We start from the raw sequence: 15,585 nt of genomic DNA, 5'->3' as shown, positions 1-15,585 counted from the left end.
CCCTCTGATTCGATCAAGGCCGCCGGCCTTTACCCAAGCCGGCAGCCCGGGCGTGCCGCTCAGGCATCTGGCGGCAACGCGAGTGGCGCTCGGTGCGGTGCATTTCATGAGCCCAGCTCACCCTTTCACGCACACCACCTGACGCAGGGTGTGCAGCACTTGCACCAGTTCGCGCTGGGCGTCCATGACCTGGTCGATGTCCTTGTAGGCCATCGGAATCTCATCGATCACATCGGCATCCTTGCGGCACTCGACATGGGCGGTGGCGCGAATCTGGTCCTCGACGGTGAAGAGCTTTTTGGCTTTGGTACGGCTCATGGTTCGCCCGGCGCCGTGGCTGCACGAGCAAAACGCCTCCTCGTTACCCAGACCGCGGACAATGAAGCTCTTGGCGCCCATCGAGCCTGGAATGATGCCCAACTCGCCCTTTTTCGCTGATACCGCGCCTTTACGGGTGATAAACACGTCCTGGCCAAAGTGCCGCTCTTTCTGCACATAGTTGTGGTGGCAGTTCACCGCCTCCAGTGCCACCTCAAAGGGCTTGCTGATGACCTGCCGGGTGGCATGGATCACCGCCTGCATCATCAGCGCACGGTTCTGCCGGGCGAAATCCTGGGCCCACCCCACCGCCTCGACGTAATCGTCGAAGTGCTGGCTGCCTTCCTCGAAATACGCCAGGTCACGGTCCGGCAAATTGGCGATGTGCTGACGCATATCCTCCTGAGCCTTGTGGATGAACAGGTTGCCGATGGCATTGCCCACCCCGCGCGAGCCACTGTGCAACATGAACCAGACCCGGTTGGCCTCATCAAGGCACACCTCGACAAAGTGGTTACCGCCGCCCAGGGTTCCCAGGTGGTTACGGTTATTGGTCTTGCTCAGTTGCGGGTTCTTGTCGGTGATCAACTTGAAGCGGCTGGCCAGCGCACCCCAGGCGTCATCGGCCTGCTGCGGCACATTTTCCCAGGCGCCTTTGTCGCGTCCTCCGCGACCGGAAGTACGCCCGTGCGGCACGGCCTTCTCGATCGCACTGCGCAAGCCATGCAGGTTATCCGGCAGGTCCTGGGCAGTCAGCGTGGTGCGCGCGGCAATCATGCCGCAGCCGATGTCCACACCGACTGCCGCAGGAATGATCGCCCCGACCGTGGGGATCACACTGCCGATGGTCGAGCCCTTGCCCAGGTGCACATCCGGCATCACCGCCAGGTGCTTGAAGATGAACGGCATCTTCGCGGTGTTCATCAACTGCTCACGGGCTTCGCTTTCTACCGGTACGCCCTGGGTCCACATCTTGATGGGCTTGCCGTTGGCGACTTCGAGTAGCTGAAAGGTTTTCTCTTGCATGATCGGGTTCTTCTCTAATTGGCCGATTACTCGGCGTCTATTCACAGCCTCAAGGCGACAAAAGGGGGTGAAACATGTACCGCGCTCTGCCATTGAGCTACCGCCTCACGGCGGGCGGGGATCGAACCCGCGACCTCGGCATCCTGTAGTTCCACCGGCATTCGCCGGGCAAATTCAAAAAAGTGGCACGACTAAAGGGGGTGACTGAAAGCAGGTCCAGGACCTGCTGCCGGAATCGAACCGGCTAAACCAGATGTACAGCCACCGGCATTCGTGCCGTTCACAGGCGCTGACCAGGGTTTGACGAGACGTCTTGGAATGTAGTCCCGTCAGCATTCAGCACCGGTGAAGCAAAAAACTCATTTCCGGCCCAAGCCGGTCCCGCAGGTTTCGATGGCCCGCACCCAGTGCCGGGCAGCATATTGGCCCAGGGCGAACTGCTCGATCACATCGAACACCGCATCACTGAAGCCGCCGACATTGAGGATATCCTCACGCTCTGGCGCCTGGGTGGTCGCGCCGGGCTGCATGTCGATGCACACCAGCCGCGCCTGCGGATTGATCCGCTTGATGCGCTCCCATTGGCGCATGGTCTCGGTGGCACCATGGCGCCGCGCATCGATCCATGACTCGTTGTCCGAGACCAGGATCAGCGTATCGACCCTGGCCTTTTCATCAGCCAGGCGCGCCAGCGGTGCCGAACAATTGGTGCCGCCACCGCCAATCGAGGCCAGCTTCTGTGCGTTGCTCATCACGCTGTCACGCGGGTTGAGCCTGACCTTGACCACCTCGAACTCAAACGGCAACACCCGGGCCTTGGGCTGCTTGCGCAGCACGGCGGCGGCGACCAGTGCGGCCACATCAATGCAACGCACCGCCGTGGTCGCGCCCTGCCGATAGCCGGTGACCGGGCTGTGCATCGAACCGGACACATCCGGGCAGACCACCACCGCGCCCGGCAGCGTCGGCACGTTGGCCAGCGATAACTCCAGCGCCTCTTGCAAAGCCTCACGCACCACCTGCGGGACTTCGTCGCCGGCCATTCGGTAAGCGGCCAACAACTGGTACGGATAGACCCGCGCCTTGGCCACCTGTGCAGCATCGGCCAGCCGCGCCGCCACTTGCTCAGCGCATCCCGGCACCTGGAACGCAGCATGCCGCGCCAGGGTATTGAGGTTCATCCGCAATGCCTGCCAGCCCATGTATCGGGCCTGTTCAGCCCATTGTTCGGCACTGAGGGTTTCATTGCCGAGCAACTGCAATGGCACCGCTGGCACCTCGGTCGTGGCACCGCTGCGAAACGCCAGCAAGTCACGGGTCAGCTCCGGCAAGGCCTGCACATCCACCGGTTTGCCGAGCAACCAGGCAAAGAACGCGGCACGCCAGGCTTCGGCAGGTTTGGGGTGGACCATCTTCACCACATCAGCCAGCGAAGGCTGCGTGCCTACCGATGCCTGCAACAACTGGTACTCGCTGGCATTGTTCAGCCAGTCCTGCACCAGACGCTTGGGCTGCGAGCCCAGGGAGCGACGCCCGGTCACGCCGCTGCGCAGAATCTGCACGAAGGTGCGCAGCATCTTGCCGCTGTCCACCACCTGAGCGAACAGTTCGGGCACCAGCGCCGAGCGCTGAGCCACCAGCGCAGCCAACAGCAGTGCCGGCATGTCCTTCATGTGTCCTCGCTGGCGGGCATACACCGCCGCCTTGGCCACGTAGCGGCTGTCCAGCTCAGCGACCAGTTGCAGCACGCTGTCAAGCTGGGCCTGGGCCGAGGCATGGAAGGTCTGGTTCAGGCAACCGGTCACCGCCAGTTGTGCCAGCTTGTGACGGGCGTTGTAGGCATAGGCCGGCGCCTGGCTTGCATTGACAGTGTCAGTGACCGGTAAGGTCGCCGCCTGGCGATTGAACAGTTTGAAGTTGGCCATCTTGGCGTCTCGCTCTGATGTTCCGTTGTTATCAGAGGTATTGCAGCCGCTGTGCCAGCTTTCGTAAATCACTCCAAATAAATTTATAACTATTTGATTAATAACAAATTAATTTTAAATTCTGAATTTTACAGGTCGATCAGCAAGACAAAACCATTGGCAAAAATTATCCTTTGCTATCGTAATTTATCTCAAAGGATAAAAATGTCAGGCAAGCGTACTGTGGCTATAGGGTTTATCGGCTCCAAGCTCGACCGGGTCGGCAAAGGCGCCAACCGCTGGTCCGTCTGGCGGCCTACTGTCGGCCTGTGCCAGCAACCAGACCTGCTGATTGATCGCCTGGAGCTGATCCACAGCATCGACGCCCGTGACGTTAGCCTGGCCCAGCGCGTGGCCGATGATATCCGTCAGGTCTCGCCGGAGACTGAAGTCCGTCTGCAGCCGATGGACCTGAAAAATCCCTGGGACTTTCAGGAGGTGTATGGCGCCCTGCATGACTTCGCCGCAGCGTATGCCTTCGACACCGAGCATGAGGACTACCTGATCCACATCACCACTGGCACCCACGTGGCGCAGATCTGCTGGTTTCTGCTCACTGAGGCTCGCTACCTGCCGGCGCGCCTGGTGCAGACCTCACCTGCCCGCCGTCTGGAACCGGACCTGCGCGCACCGGGTACCCACTCGATCATCGACCTGGATCTGTCGCGCTACGACCACATCGCTTCGCGCTTCGCCGGCAAGCGCCTGGAAGGCCTGGCGTTTCTCAAGTCAGGCATCGCCACCCGCAGCACCACCTTCAACCGAACCATCGAACAGATCGAGCGGGTCGCGCTGCGCTCCACCGCACCGATGCTGCTGATCGGCCCGACCGGCGCCGGCAAGTCGTTTCTGGCCCGGCGCATCTTTGAGCTCAAGCGCAGCCGGCATCAGGTGCAGGGCCGTTTTGTGGAAGTGAACTGCGCGACCTTGCGCGGCGACGGCGCCATGTCGGCACTGTTCGGTCATATCAAGGGCGCGTTCACCGGCGCCCAGAATGCCCGCGACGGCCTGCTGCGTGCGGCAGACGGCGGTATGCTGTTTCTCGACGAGATCGGCGAACTGGGCGCCGATGAACAGGCCATGCTGCTCAAAGCCATCGAAGAAAAACGCTTCTTCCCCATGGGCTCGGACAAAGAGGTCGACAGCGACTTTCTGATCATCGCCGGCACCCACCGCGATCTGCGCGAGCGGGTGGCCCAAGGGCTGTTTCGTGAGGACCTGTATGCGCGGATCAACCTGTGGACCTTCAACCTCCCTGGCCTGAGCGGCCGCCGCGAAGACATAGAGCCGAACATCGACTTCGAACTGGAACGTCATGCCCGCGAGCAGGGCCGACTGGTTCGCTTCAACCTTGAAGCGCGGCGCCGCTACCTGGATTTCGCCAGTTCCAGCCAAGCCGCCTGGCTGGGCAATTTCCGTGAGCTTTCAGCGTCGATCACGCGCATGGCGACCCTGGCCGACAGCGGGCGCATCGACCAGAGCCAGGTCGAGGAAGAAATCCAGCGCCTGAGCTATGCCTGGGGCCTGGTTGCCGAACAGGACGACCTGCAACCGCTGCTGCAAGACGACCTTGAGCTGGACCTGTTCGATCGTCTGCAACTCAAGGCAGTGATCGACGTCTGCCGCCACGCAGGCAGCCTGTCCGATGCCGGACGCAAACTGTTCGACGTGTCCCGCCAGGGCAAGGCCAACCCCAACGACGCCGACCGGTTGCGCAAATACCTGGCGCGCTACGGGCTGGAGTGGAAGCAGATTCGCGGGTAAGCCTAATATTGTTCAGACAAGCACTGCGGACCAAGTGGGAAGAGCCGGCCGGCCGCTCATGGCGGAACCGGAACCATCAGGCAGATGGCTATGGTAAATTCAGCCAACCAGACTTTTGACTATCTGCAACAGGGTGCCATGAGCCCAGTTCTCACCATTCGCCGTTATCAGGGTGAATCCCCTCACCACCAGCACGCATTTACGCAACTGGTGCTGCCGATCCATGGGCGGATGGAAATAGAAGTACAAGGTCATGGCGCCAGGCTCGACACCTCAACGGCAGCACTGGTGGCACCCGGCATGGCACACGCGCAACAGGCGGATGCAGACAGCTGTTTTCTGGTGCTCGACTGCCCGAGCAGTTGGTTGCAGGACAAAGCCCTCGATACGTTGGCCCAACGCATTTATGTGCCTGTTTCGCCAGCCGCCAGACGACTGATTGAATTTGCCGAGCTGGCAGGCAGTCAAGCCCTGATCAACCACGCCGAGCAACTCGCACCGCTGCTAGTGTCCGCACTCGTCGCCGGGCCTCAATCGGCAACTGGAGGTCTCCAGCGCCTGCTTGCGCAAGTACAGGCCAATCCGGCCGCAGCCTGGAGCAATGAAGCTATGGCGAGCCTCGCGGCCGTCAGCCTGAGCCAATTACACCTGCGCTTTCGTGAACTGCTCGATACCACCCCGCAAGCCTGGCTGACTCAGGTTCGCTTGCGCCAGGCCCAGCGCTGGTTGACCGATACGCACCTGCCGATTGCCGAGATTGCCCTGCGCTGCGGCTTTTGCGACCAGGCAGCGCTGACCAGAGCAATGAGCCGGCAGTGCGGTACCACACCGGCCGTCTGGCGCAAAACCACTGGCATGAAATCACCCCGGTAAAAACAGCCTGGGTAAAAAATCCGGAATTTTCGAGCAATATCCACCCGCTCCCCCCACCTAGACTCGCAGCCTTGCATTTGAATAAGGCGACAGGCTCATGCTGGCAGATCGGGTTGTGCTCAAGGGCATGTTTTATGGGGTTGGCGCCGGATTATGCTGGGGGGTGATATTTCTCGGCCCCAAGCTCGCACCGGAACTGTCTGGCGCCCAGTTCGCCATCCTGCGTTTTCTTTGCTACGGCCTGATTTGCGCCGTGTTGCTGACACCGCGCTGGCGCATCGCGTACGCCGCATTGCGTCGCGAAGACTGGATTTCGTTATTCTGGCTGAGCCTGATCGGCAATCTGCTGTACTACACACTGGTCGGCAGCGGCGTACAACTGGCCGGAGTCGCCACCACATCACTGATCGTCGGCTTGATTCCAGTGCTGGTTGCGCTGGCCGGGCGCAATGATGACCAGGCCGTCCCCCTGCGTCGTCTGGCACCATCACTGTGCTGCGCCGGTGCGGGAGCGGCGCTGATCAGCCTGCACACCCTGCAAACCGGCGCTGCTGGCCAGTCAGCCCATATCGGCCCCGGCCTGCTCTGTGCCTTCGGCGCATTGCTGACCTGGAGCTGGTTCGCGGTCAGCAATGCCCGACGCCTGAATCGCATGCCGGGCGTATCAGCCTACGATTGGGCGTTACTGGCCGGCGTCATGACCGGCGCCCAGTCCCTGCTGCTGGCCATTCCCCTGTTGGGGCCGGAGATAACCCACCATGATCCCCAGAAGTGGCTCAGCCATCTGATGGTTGCCGGCGGCGTGGCCCTGCTCGCTTCGCTGCTTGGCGGGGCACTGTGGAATCAGGCCAGTCGCCTGCTGCCACTGGCACTCAGTGGCCAGGTGCTGGTCATCGAAACCCTGGCCGCGTTACTGCTGGGCTTTGTGTGGGAGGGGCACTGGCCGGATGCAATGCAGTGGTCAGCCATTGTCCTGCTGGTGACAGGCGTGGTCTGGTGCCTGAGATGCCATCAGGCCAGGCCGCAAAGCGGTTGATTCAACTCGCCATCAAGCCGCTTTCAATATGTCATCGACAAGCAAGTTGCTTATGGCCGCCTTGACGAATCCCTGCGCAGGTTAAGCAACGGCACCCAACCTTGTTCCAAGGTACTGCGCCGCACACACCAGACCCAAGCGTTAAGCTGCCTCAACCCTGTCAGCGATTCGCCTTGCTCTACATCCAGTTCATGGGCGCTGTAATCCTCCAGCGCCAGCGCAGTCGTATCGTCTACCCACTGGATCAATTGACCGGGAACCCAACCACCCACCTGCCGGGCATTGGTGCAAAAGAACCAGTCATCCCAACCTTCAGGTCCCTCGTAGCGCTCCCCCACCGATAGCGACTCACCCCGCTCGAAAGTGATGGGATCCGGGTATTCGCTGCGGTGAGTCTTGATAACCAGGTAGTTCATAACAGTAATCCCTACTGCCAGCCTCAGAAGACTGGTGATTAAACCGCCAGCCCCATGGAACCACCAGCCCCGCCACGCCACTCAAGGGGCTTTAAGCGATCCTTCTGCTTGAGGTGTGTATGGCCACTCTGCCCGTCAAGGCGTTCCAGTACATCCAGTCGTTTTCCTGTCTGGCCGAGCGTTGTGAAGACACGTGCTGTCAGAACTGGCCGATTGCCGTGACACCGCGCTGGATTGAACGCGCAGGCCAGACGGCGCCCGAATTGCTCAACCTGATCGCCCGGGAGCATGACGACTACCGGATAAAGAAAAATGACCACAATCAGTGCCTGGCCCTGCAGCACGGTCGTTGCTCGATTCATGCGGCACGCGGTGAACCGGCCTTGCCGGACATCTGCTCGACCTACCCGCGCATGTACCGGCGCATCAATGAGCTGACCGTCAAGTCGGCAACCATGAGCTGCCCGGAGGTGACCCGGTTGGTGCTGTTCAGTGACGCACCGTTCCAGCTCGAAGAACAGCTTGAGGATGACTATCGCTCTTCAGCCAGCAGCCCGAGCACCTTTGACGGCCTCGATGATCAGGGTTGGGTCAGCACGGTCAATTTCTTCAATGAGCTGGTGCTCGGTTCGCAGCGATCCGCCGGTGATGTTCTCGTGCAACTGTATGAGCTGGTCGGGCAACTGAACCAGGTGCCTTATGCACAATGGGGCGAAGCGGCTGCGCCGCTGACTCGGGGCTACCAGTTACCGGCCGCCGATCCGGCCCTCATCGTCACCGATCCACTGTTGCTGGTGCTGTTCGAAATCACTCAAGCACCGTTCGTGCCAGACAGTTTGCGCCAGAGCGTGATGGCCGCCATCGATATCGAAGCTGGCCAAACCCCGCAACACAACCGCGTGAACCTCAAACCGCAGGTACGCGAACTGGCCTACAGCGCGGCAGGCGCAGCGCTGGAACCGGTACTCAAACGCTTTATGGCTGCCGAGATGACCCGCACCGGTTTTCCCTTCATTTCCACCACCAGCGCCGGTCAGGATTATGGTGTGACCCTGGTCGAATGGGCTGCGACCCTGGCAATCCGCACCCTCGCCCTGCGCTATCTGTTACTGGTACAGGCCGCTGCGGCGCTGCCTGAAGCACCTGACCAGCAACAGATCGTCGACCGGGTCTATCGCTACTGCCGCGCCGCCAGCCACAACGGCGCCACGGTTTCGGAAAAGGTTCTGCGCCAGGCCATCAGCCAGCAGGGAGCACCTTACCTGTTGGCTCTGGTGCGCCAGACCCAGCAGGCGCTTCATTAAACTGCTCAGCCCGCCTTTAGCAAACGCTCGGCGCGAATCGGTGGCAGGTCATGGCGGTGCAGATAGACACGCAGTGGTTCAGTGATGCCCAGGCGGCTGTCGATGTTCTGGTTGACCAGCATCTGCAGCCGTTCGCGGTCCAGCGTCATGGGCGAGCCTTCAGCGCCCGTCCAGACGAACTCACGCACTGGTGTGATGCTGTGTTCATCGACATCCATGCCGAACGAGTCTTCGCTGAAGCGCACGATATATGTCTGGATCTTGCGGTGATAGCCAACAAAGCCTTCGAGTCGTTCGGCGGCCTGGCAAATGTCCATGGAGGTTATGCTCATCAAGAATCCCTCTTGCAGGGCACCCGGCCGTGGTTTGAACCCGCCACCGGCTGCCGGTAAGGTCACAGGGCCTGGCGGAAAATGTCTTCGATCTGCTGCTGATCGGCAGGTCGTGGATTGGTCAGCCCGCAGGCGTCCTTCAGCGCGTTGGCGGCCAGAATCGGGATGTCGGCTGCCAATGCCCCCAGCTCGCTCAGCCCGGCAGGTATGCCGACGCTGGCAGACAACTCGCTGATCGCCCGGATCGCCGCCTGGGCACCGGCTTCGGGGGACAAACCGCGAATGCTTTCGCCCATGGCGTGCGCCACATCAGTCAATCGCACAGCGCTGACCGAGGCATTGAAGCGCTGCACATGGGGCAGCAAGACCGCATTGCACACTCCGTGGGGCAAATCATAGTAGCCGCCCAACTGGTGCGCCATGGCATGCACATACCCCAGCGAGGCGTTGTTGAATGCCATACCAGCGAGAAACTGGGCATAGGCCATGTTCTCCCGCGCCGGCAGGTCATCGCCCTGCTCTACGGCACGCAGCAGGTTACCTGCAATCAGGCCGATGGCTTTCAAGGCACAAGCGTCGGTAATCGGCGTGGCAGCCGTGGAAACGTACGCTTCGATTGCATGGGTCAGCGCATCCATGCCGGTGGCGGCCGTCAGCGCTGGCGGCATACCCACCATCATTTGCGGATCATTGACCGACAGGATCGGCGTGACATTGCGGTCGATGATCGCCATTTTCACGTGCCGGGTCTGGTCAGTAATGATGCAGAACCGCGTCATTTCACTGGCTGTACCGGCGGTGGTGTTGATCGCCACCAGCGGTAACTGCGCACGTGCAGAACGGTCAACGCCTTCGTAATCGCTGATATGCCCGCCATTGCTGGCACACAGGGCAATGCCTTTGGCACAGTCGTGGGGCGAGCCGCCTCCCAGAGAAATGACGAAATCACACCCGTGTTGCTGGAGCAGCGCCAGACCTTGCTCAACATTGGCAATGGTCGGGTTGGGCCGGGCGCCATCATAGATCACCGAATCAATCCCCTGCTCGACCAACAGACCCGCGACCCGACTGGCCACGCCGGCCTTGGCCAGCCCCGCATCGGTCACGATCAACGCCTTGAGCAAACCGTATTTACCGATCGCGTCCATAGCCTCATTTATACAGCCGGCACCGATCAGGTTCACTGCTGGAATAAAAAAGGTGCTGCTCATGCTGACTCTCCTGACGTGACAGGCCTCCAGCATTGCCGTAGTGCATGACAAAGGTATTGATTCAGCTCAATGAACAGTTTCCCGCTCGCCAACCAGAGCTCCTAACTGTACTGCTCAATCTGCCGCTAGCTGTAGAAGGCACGGCCGCCGGTTCTATGGCCTGATGACGATCCTGTTCTCTTCTGGCATTTGGCGTTTCCCATGTCTTCTCGTGAAAATACCGGTATGGCCCTGGGCCTGCTGGGCGTGATCATTTTCAGCCTGACCCTGCCGATGACACGCATCGTGGTTCAGGACATCCATCCACTGCTCAACGGCATGGGCCGCGCCTTGCTGGCGGCGATTCCGGCGGCACTGCTGCTGTTGTGGCGCCGCGAAAAGCTGCCCACCTTCGCCCAGCTCAAAGGCCTGCTGCTGGTGGTGCTGGGGGTGATTGTCGGCTTTCCGGTGCTGTCGGCCTGGGCCATGCAGAGCCTGCCGGCCTCGCATGCCGCGCTGGTTAATGGCATCCAGCCCTTGTTCGTCGCCCTCTATGCCGCCTGGCTGGCTCACGAACGTCCATCACGCTCGTTCTGGAGCTGCGCGGCGCTGGGCAGTGCTCTGGTGTTGGGCTACGCATTGATCAATGGTGCCGGCAGCATCCAGCTGGGCGACCTGTGGATGTTAGCTGCAGTGGCCGTCGGTGGCCTGGGCTATGCCGAAGGTGGTCGGCTGGCACGACAGATGGGCGGCTGGCAGGTGATCTGCTGGGCATTGGTGCTGTCGTTCCCGCTTCTGCTGGGGCCAGTGGCCTGGCTGGCCAGCCAGCACCAGGGCGCGATTTCGCCGCAAGCCTGGTGGGCGTTCGGTTACGTCACCTTGTTTTCGCAATTTCTGGGCTTTTTTGCCTGGTATTCGGGGCTGGCAATGGGCGGCATCTCGCGGGTCAGCCAGATTCAGTTGCTGCAGATTTTCTTCACCATCGCCCTGTCGGCCCTGCTGTTCGGCGAACAGGTCGAGCCGGTGACCTGGATTTTCGCCGCCGCGGTGGTCGGTACGGTGATTCTCGGGCGCAAGACTACGGTAGTCAGTGCGCCCGCTACGACAGTGAAGCTCAGCTAAAGTAGCCGTCAGCCCGCAACAGAGTTTCCAGGCACTGCTCGTCGATGGCGTAGAAGCTTTTCAGTTCGCCAATGCGCGCCAGGATGGACGCCGGATCAACCGGCCCGGCGCGTTTGACGGCCAGGATCATCTTGTTCTTGTTGGTGTGCTCCAGCGAAATGAACTCAAAGACCTTGGTCTCGTAGCCACAGGCCTCCAGCAGCAAGGCACGCAGGCTGTCGGTGACCATCTCGGCCTGCTGGCCCATGTGCAAACCATATTGCAGCATCGGTTGCAGCAGGCCCGGGCTCTGAATCTGCTGGCGAATCTGCTTGTGGCAGCAAGGCGAGCACATGATGATCGCCGCCCCGGAGCGGATGCCAGTGTGAATCGCATAGTCAGTGGCGATATCGCAGGCATGCAAAGCGATCATCACCTCCAGCTCGCTGGGCGCCACACTGCGCACGTCACCACAGCGAAACACCAGGCCCGGATGCTCCAGCCGTGCGGCCGCGTTGTTGCACAGGGTGACCATGTCTTCGCGCAACTCAACACCGGTGACCTCGCCCTGCACCTGCAAGGTATTGCGCAGGTAATCGTGGATCGCGAAGGTCAGATAGCCTTTGCCGGAGCCAAAGTCGGCCACCCGCACCGGCTTGTCCAGGCGGATAGCCGAGCTAGCCAGGGCATGGGAGAACACTTCGATGAACTTGTTGATCTGCTTCCACTTGCGTGACATGGCAGGAATCAATTCATGCTGGCGGTTGGTAACGCCCAGGTCGGTGAGAAACGGCCGGGTCAGCTCCAGGTAGCGTTTTTTCTCCCGATCATGGGCCGCCGCAGGCGCAACACGCGATGGCCCGGCCTGGCTGCGTGACAGATTGGCCTTGCCCTTCTTGCTGAACTCCAGCTGCACTTCATCGCTGAGCGACAGCAGGTGAGCATTGCGAAACGAGCCTGGCAGCAGATCGGCGATCAGCGCCACAGCCTCAGCCAGCGGATGATTCTTGGTGATGTCGCGGGTCTTGTAACGGTACACGAACGACAGGCAGGCCTGGCCCTTGAGGGTCACCGGCGCGATGAGGATACGCTGCAGGTCGGTCTCGGCACCGACATAGCGGGCCAGGACCAGCTTGACCAGCGCACTCTGCGCCAGGCAATCGTCCAGCAAGGTGAAGAATTGGGCACGCTGATCCACTACAGAGCCGGTAGCGGCATCGTTGGAAACTGACATTTGAAACGCCTCGGGTGTCCCGATGGGACGTGAAAATCAAAGGCGCATTTTAGGCTTGGCAAGCGGAAAAGGGGGACAATTTTGTCAGACTGTTCAGCAAATGCAGCCGTTATGTTCCGAAAGAAAAATCAAATAACAATTACCAACACACAGCTACAACTATAAAAGCCATTTGGTTTGAAGCACGTAAAAAGTCCGTGTTACTAATTGCCCCGTCAGTTCGATACACAGCAATACCTACGGGACCAGCCCGATTCAATTGTTTGAAAAACGCACTACAAGGACGTAGTCATGATCGCTGAAAATCAGATGTGCCCCCTCATCTCCACTGTCATTCTGGAACGGACGCAACCAGCCGTTTCGCTATCGGGTGCGCTGGACGCCTGGCAAAACCGGCTTGGCAATACAGCATTTCTAATGAGCCAAACTCATAACAGCGTGTCGGCACTGCAAGCACAGTGGCGCAAGCGCTCCCATACCATCAATCAATCGGCCAGCGAAATAAAAACCATCAACTCCACGCCGGCCCCTTTCGATCTCGCCCATTATCTTTCATCCGTTTTAACCCCCTGGCGCCGGATAAAAAACATCCTGTCGCAGTTACTGAACACTTACTTGCACGCACTTGAACAAGTTGATCGCCGACGTGAACGGCGCACCTATTAACTACCCAACACAGTTCGACAACAGCACCCCCTCATTTCAGACGACCAACGTCGCCGCCACTCACTGCTGTACCACAAGGAAAGTGACAATGAATATCGCCTTGCAACCTTTGGAAGGACGGGATATCTCTGTCCTGTTTGTAGATTATCTGATCACCGCTGCCGAAGATGAACACTATGGAGGGCGCCCACCCGCTCTGTATGTAACCGCAGAAGATATTTTCAATATCAAGCGTTATGAACGCCATAGCCTGGATCTGCCGATCACCCTGAAAGACCTCGAAGATCGGCTGCGCCTTCGTGACAGCGCGGTGTCTGGCTTGACGTCAACTGACCTTCTACAGACCTATCAAGCCATCAACCAGCACGCCAGAAGCTGGTCAGGTATTGAAAACTCGATGACCACAGTGGGCCTGGATATCGAGAGTTTTGCAGAAAGCTTCACCCTTCAGGGTAGCCGGATCATACAGGCTGTCGATCGTATGGAGATCATCGACCAGTTTGATCTGACGGTCGCCGATCTGACGCTGGACATCGTGAAAAATACGCCGGGTAACCCCTTGAGTGAACAGGACCAGCGTATTGTCATTCGGCTCGCCGAATGGCTGGAGAATATAGCGACCACCATCAAGGAACATGAGCAGAGTGCGAAACGGCTCGCGAACGACATCGAATCCTTTGCCAACGCCCTTTCCACAGTTCTGATACCTGACGTAAAGCACAAGACGGTGTTGGCAAGGAACGCTGGTCTGGATAAAAAAACCAGAGAGCTCGAAGACGATATCCAACGGTTGACCGGCTACATCGATGAACTCACCGCCGGGATAAAAAACACCCGCAACAACCGTTGGTGGGGATTGTTTGGCGGGTTGGTGGGTTTTCTGATTGCAGATGACATTACCGGCAAACAGGCCCAGGAACTGCGTGCCAGGCAAAAAGACCATATTGACCGAAAAGCGATCAAGGTTGATGAGCTGCGCCGCCTCAATTCACTCAGTAGCGCCGTTGCAGAGCTGGAGCTGAATCTGCAAAACATGGAATACCGAATGGCCGACGCCCAGGCCAGTGCCAAGAATCTGCAAAACCTCTGGGCCGCACTGGCTTATGAAATTACCGAGTCAGCTGAACAACTTAAAAAGGTCAACAACAGCCAGGAGCTGTTCGACTTCGCCTATTACTTTTCCTCCGTTGTAAAGCCCTGGGCCAACGTTAAAAACATTGTGGCGCCCATGTTGCAAACCTATCGCGAAGCGCTTGAGCAATTCAACCGCCACTAAGTTCTGTACGAAAAATCGGCGAGCGAAGGCAGTTTTCGTACAAAACCCAAGGCATTCAACAACGACCAAGGATACGATCATGACGGCAACCCACAGTTCTGTATTTACCGCCCCCCAACCAGACATCATGAAGAGCGCATGGGCTTTGATCCACGCGCAGATCAATTCGCTGCAACTCGACTGGCTTCCCTACCTTCAGGAAAAACTTCCCCGTTTGCAAAGCACCGTGATACTGGCCGATCAGACGTTTAATGAATACCTGGGCAAGTTGCTGGCCTTGGTACGCAATACCGATCTGGACAGCATCGCCCGCATCAAAGATCGGGTGGAAGCCGATATCTCGCTGAGCGCCGAACGAAAAGCCGAGGCCCTGGCCCGCGTTACTGAGCGATACAACACTCGACTGGCCGAGCTCAAGGCAACCCTGCTCACCGCAGCACAGATGCTGGAGCGACGGATTGATGACGTGGAAAAGATCACTCTGGAACTGCACGACAACACCCTGCAAAACAGCCTGCGACAACAACTGGACGCTTTAACTAAGGACAAGAGCGAACTGGACAAAAAACTGATGACAATTGCCGAAGACCGGCACCTGTTGAATGAGATGATCAAAACGTATGAGCAAAGCAATTTGCTCAACAACCTGCAGGCGCTATTGCCAACACCAGAAGAACTTTCCGCGCTGACCCTGCCGAACCCAAAAATCGCGCTGCTGCAAGCCGGGCTGTCCAGGCTGAAAGCTCTGCTTGGCAAGATCGGCGACAGCATCACCTATCAGCAACTTCTCGACGAGCGTGACAAGCTCACACAGCGCCACACCGAGAGCCTTGCCCAGTTCCGGAACATTGCCGGTCAGGCCGGAGCCCTGGCTGGCAAGCTCGCACAAATCAGCGCAGTGTCCAACCTGAACAACGCCAGAAACACCTGGCTACTTGAAGCGCGCAAAGCGCCTGATTCGCTGTACGCCTATTTTGAAACCTACCTGTCGCGAACCGCTGAACGGCTGCCAGGCCAGGCAGATCTGGATAGCCTCAAGCATTATCTGGCGTCGTTTCAGGGCGTCTGGCGCGTTGCCTGATCAA

Annotated in this window: 14 protein-coding genes; 8 read left to right on the top strand and 6 right to left on the bottom strand. The window is 59.2% G+C overall.

Annotated features, from left to right (window positions below; genetic code table 11):
* Positions 1-117 precede the first annotated feature (117 nt).
* Together NJC38_RS08560 and NJC38_RS08555 are read right to left on the bottom strand one after the other, a co-directional pair.
* Positions 118-1,344 (bottom strand): RtcB family protein, encoded by a 1,227-nt coding sequence (locus tag NJC38_RS08560; protein WP_253113321.1) that lies wholly within the window; start codon positions 1,342-1,344, stop codon positions 118-120.
* Between the two features lie 359 nt (positions 1,345-1,703).
* Complete coding sequence (locus NJC38_RS08555; protein ID WP_253113313.1) at positions 1,704-3,269, bottom strand: RNA-binding protein; 1,566 nt, start codon at positions 3,267-3,269, stop codon at positions 1,704-1,706.
* A gap of 204 nt (positions 3,270-3,473) precedes the next feature.
* Between NJC38_RS08555 and rtcR the strand changes: the two genes are divergently transcribed.
* The 3 genes from rtcR (at position 3,474) to NJC38_RS08540 (ending at position 6,981) form a co-directional block, all read left to right on the top strand.
* A complete protein-coding gene (gene rtcR / locus NJC38_RS08550; protein ID WP_253113309.1) occupies positions 3,474-5,072 on the top strand; it encodes an RNA repair transcriptional activator RtcR in 1,599 nt (532 codons plus the stop codon).
* Positions 5,073-5,210: 138 nt separating this feature from the next.
* The gene (locus NJC38_RS08545; RefSeq protein WP_253113294.1) at positions 5,211-5,945 is read left to right on the top strand and encodes an AraC family transcriptional regulator; all 735 of its coding nucleotides are present in this window, start codon (positions 5,211-5,213) and stop codon (positions 5,943-5,945) included.
* A 97-nt stretch (positions 5,946-6,042) separates the two neighbouring features.
* Positions 6,043-6,981, top strand: coding sequence for a DMT family transporter (locus NJC38_RS08540; RefSeq protein ID WP_253113291.1), 939 nt, complete (start codon positions 6,043-6,045; stop codon positions 6,979-6,981).
* A gap of 50 nt (positions 6,982-7,031) precedes the next feature.
* Here the strand turns inward: NJC38_RS08540 and NJC38_RS08535 are convergent, their stop codons facing one another.
* Positions 7,032-7,397, bottom strand: a complete 366-nt coding sequence (locus NJC38_RS08535) for an SH3 domain-containing protein (protein ID WP_253113289.1) — start codon at positions 7,395-7,397, stop codon at positions 7,032-7,034.
* A gap of 119 nt (positions 7,398-7,516) precedes the next feature.
* On the opposite strand from NJC38_RS08535, the gene fliB reads away from it, so the two are divergent.
* A complete protein-coding gene (gene fliB, locus NJC38_RS08530) occupies positions 7,517-8,701 on the top strand; it encodes a flagellin lysine-N-methylase (RefSeq protein WP_253113274.1) in 1,185 nt (394 codons plus the stop codon).
* A gap of 5 nt (positions 8,702-8,706) precedes the next feature.
* Here fliB and NJC38_RS08525 read toward each other — a convergent pair whose 3' ends face one another.
* Positions 8,707-9,033, bottom strand: coding sequence for a DUF2025 family protein (locus NJC38_RS08525; RefSeq protein ID WP_253113272.1), 327 nt, complete (start codon positions 9,031-9,033; stop codon positions 8,707-8,709).
* A gap of 62 nt (positions 9,034-9,095) precedes the next feature.
* Positions 9,096-10,244 carry an L-threonine dehydrogenase gene (gene yiaY, locus NJC38_RS08520; RefSeq protein ID WP_253113270.1) on the bottom strand — a complete coding sequence of 383 codons (1,149 nt, stop codon included), beginning with the start codon at positions 10,242-10,244 and terminating at the stop codon, positions 9,096-9,098.
* 201 nt (positions 10,245-10,445) lie between these two features.
* Here yiaY and NJC38_RS08515 point away from each other — a divergent pair, with 201 nt between their 5' ends.
* Positions 10,446-11,345 carry a DMT family transporter gene (locus NJC38_RS08515; RefSeq protein WP_253113267.1) on the top strand — a complete coding sequence of 300 codons (900 nt, stop codon included), beginning with the start codon at positions 10,446-10,448 and terminating at the stop codon, positions 11,343-11,345.
* Here NJC38_RS08515 and NJC38_RS08510 read toward each other — a convergent pair.
* Entirely contained in the window at positions 11,338-12,558 is a 1,221-nt protein-coding gene (locus tag NJC38_RS08510) for an SAM-dependent methyltransferase (RefSeq protein WP_253113265.1), read from the bottom strand. The two genes, NJC38_RS08515 and NJC38_RS08510, sit on opposite strands and share 8 nt — an antisense overlap.
* A 291-nt stretch (positions 12,559-12,849) precedes the next feature.
* Here NJC38_RS08510 and NJC38_RS08505 point away from each other — a divergent pair, with 291 nt between their 5' ends.
* The 3 genes from NJC38_RS08505 to NJC38_RS08495 all read left to right on the top strand — a co-directional run bounded on the left by NJC38_RS08505 (position 12,850) and on the right by NJC38_RS08495 (position 15,581).
* The gene (locus tag NJC38_RS08505) at positions 12,850-13,224 is read left to right on the top strand and encodes a hypothetical protein (RefSeq protein ID WP_253113263.1); all 375 of its coding nucleotides are present in this window, start codon (positions 12,850-12,852) and stop codon (positions 13,222-13,224) included.
* A gap of 88 nt (positions 13,225-13,312) precedes the next feature.
* Positions 13,313-14,500 (top strand): alpha-xenorhabdolysin family binary toxin subunit A, encoded by a 1,188-nt coding sequence (locus NJC38_RS08500; RefSeq protein WP_253113260.1) that lies wholly within the window; start codon positions 13,313-13,315, stop codon positions 14,498-14,500.
* Between the two features lie 79 nt (positions 14,501-14,579).
* Entirely contained in the window at positions 14,580-15,581 is a 1,002-nt protein-coding gene (locus tag NJC38_RS08495; RefSeq protein WP_253113259.1) for an alpha-xenorhabdolysin family binary toxin subunit B, read from the top strand.
* The last annotated feature ends 4 nt before the right edge of the window (positions 15,582-15,585 follow it).

The organism is Pseudomonas sp. 21LCFQ010, from assembly GCF_024129905.1.
In the GTDB taxonomy this organism is placed as follows: domain Bacteria; phylum Pseudomonadota; class Gammaproteobacteria; order Pseudomonadales; family Pseudomonadaceae; genus Aquipseudomonas.
The sequence above is the reverse complement of the archived record's forward strand: the minus strand, read 5'-3'. Positions and strand labels throughout refer to the sequence as shown.

What these genes read in the sequence shown, in the direction of transcription:
- NJC38_RS08515 (WP_253113267.1), top strand. Translation starts at nt 10,446, where the DNA reads ATGTCTTCTCGTGAAAATACCGGTATGGCCCTGGGCCTGCTGGGCGTG.
- NJC38_RS08510 (WP_253113265.1), bottom strand. Translation starts at nt 12,558, where the DNA reads ATGTCAGTTTCCAACGATGCCGCTACCGGCTCTGTAGTGGATCAGCGT.
- NJC38_RS08560 (WP_253113321.1), bottom strand. Translation starts at nt 1,344, where the DNA reads ATGCAAGAGAAAACCTTTCAGCTACTCGAAGTCGCCAACGGCAAGCCC.
- NJC38_RS08500 (WP_253113260.1), top strand. Translation starts at nt 13,313, where the DNA reads ATGAATATCGCCTTGCAACCTTTGGAAGGACGGGATATCTCTGTCCTG.
- rtcR (WP_253113309.1), top strand. Translation starts at nt 3,474, where the DNA reads ATGTCAGGCAAGCGTACTGTGGCTATAGGGTTTATCGGCTCCAAGCTC.
- NJC38_RS08545 (WP_253113294.1), top strand. Translation starts at nt 5,211, where the DNA reads ATGAGCCCAGTTCTCACCATTCGCCGTTATCAGGGTGAATCCCCTCAC.
- NJC38_RS08495 (WP_253113259.1), top strand. Translation starts at nt 14,580, where the DNA reads ATGACGGCAACCCACAGTTCTGTATTTACCGCCCCCCAACCAGACATC.
- NJC38_RS08535 (WP_253113289.1), bottom strand. Translation starts at nt 7,397, where the DNA reads ATGAACTACCTGGTTATCAAGACTCACCGCAGCGAATACCCGGATCCC.
- NJC38_RS08540 (WP_253113291.1), top strand. Translation starts at nt 6,043, where the DNA reads ATGCTGGCAGATCGGGTTGTGCTCAAGGGCATGTTTTATGGGGTTGGC.
- NJC38_RS08555 (WP_253113313.1), bottom strand. Translation starts at nt 3,269, where the DNA reads ATGGCCAACTTCAAACTGTTCAATCGCCAGGCGGCGACCTTACCGGTC.
- NJC38_RS08505 (WP_253113263.1), top strand. Translation starts at nt 12,850, where the DNA reads ATGATCGCTGAAAATCAGATGTGCCCCCTCATCTCCACTGTCATTCTG.
- NJC38_RS08525 (WP_253113272.1), bottom strand. Translation starts at nt 9,033, where the DNA reads ATGAGCATAACCTCCATGGACATTTGCCAGGCCGCCGAACGACTCGAA.
- fliB (WP_253113274.1), top strand. Translation starts at nt 7,517, where the DNA reads ATGGCCACTCTGCCCGTCAAGGCGTTCCAGTACATCCAGTCGTTTTCC.
- yiaY (WP_253113270.1), bottom strand. Translation starts at nt 10,244, where the DNA reads ATGAGCAGCACCTTTTTTATTCCAGCAGTGAACCTGATCGGTGCCGGC.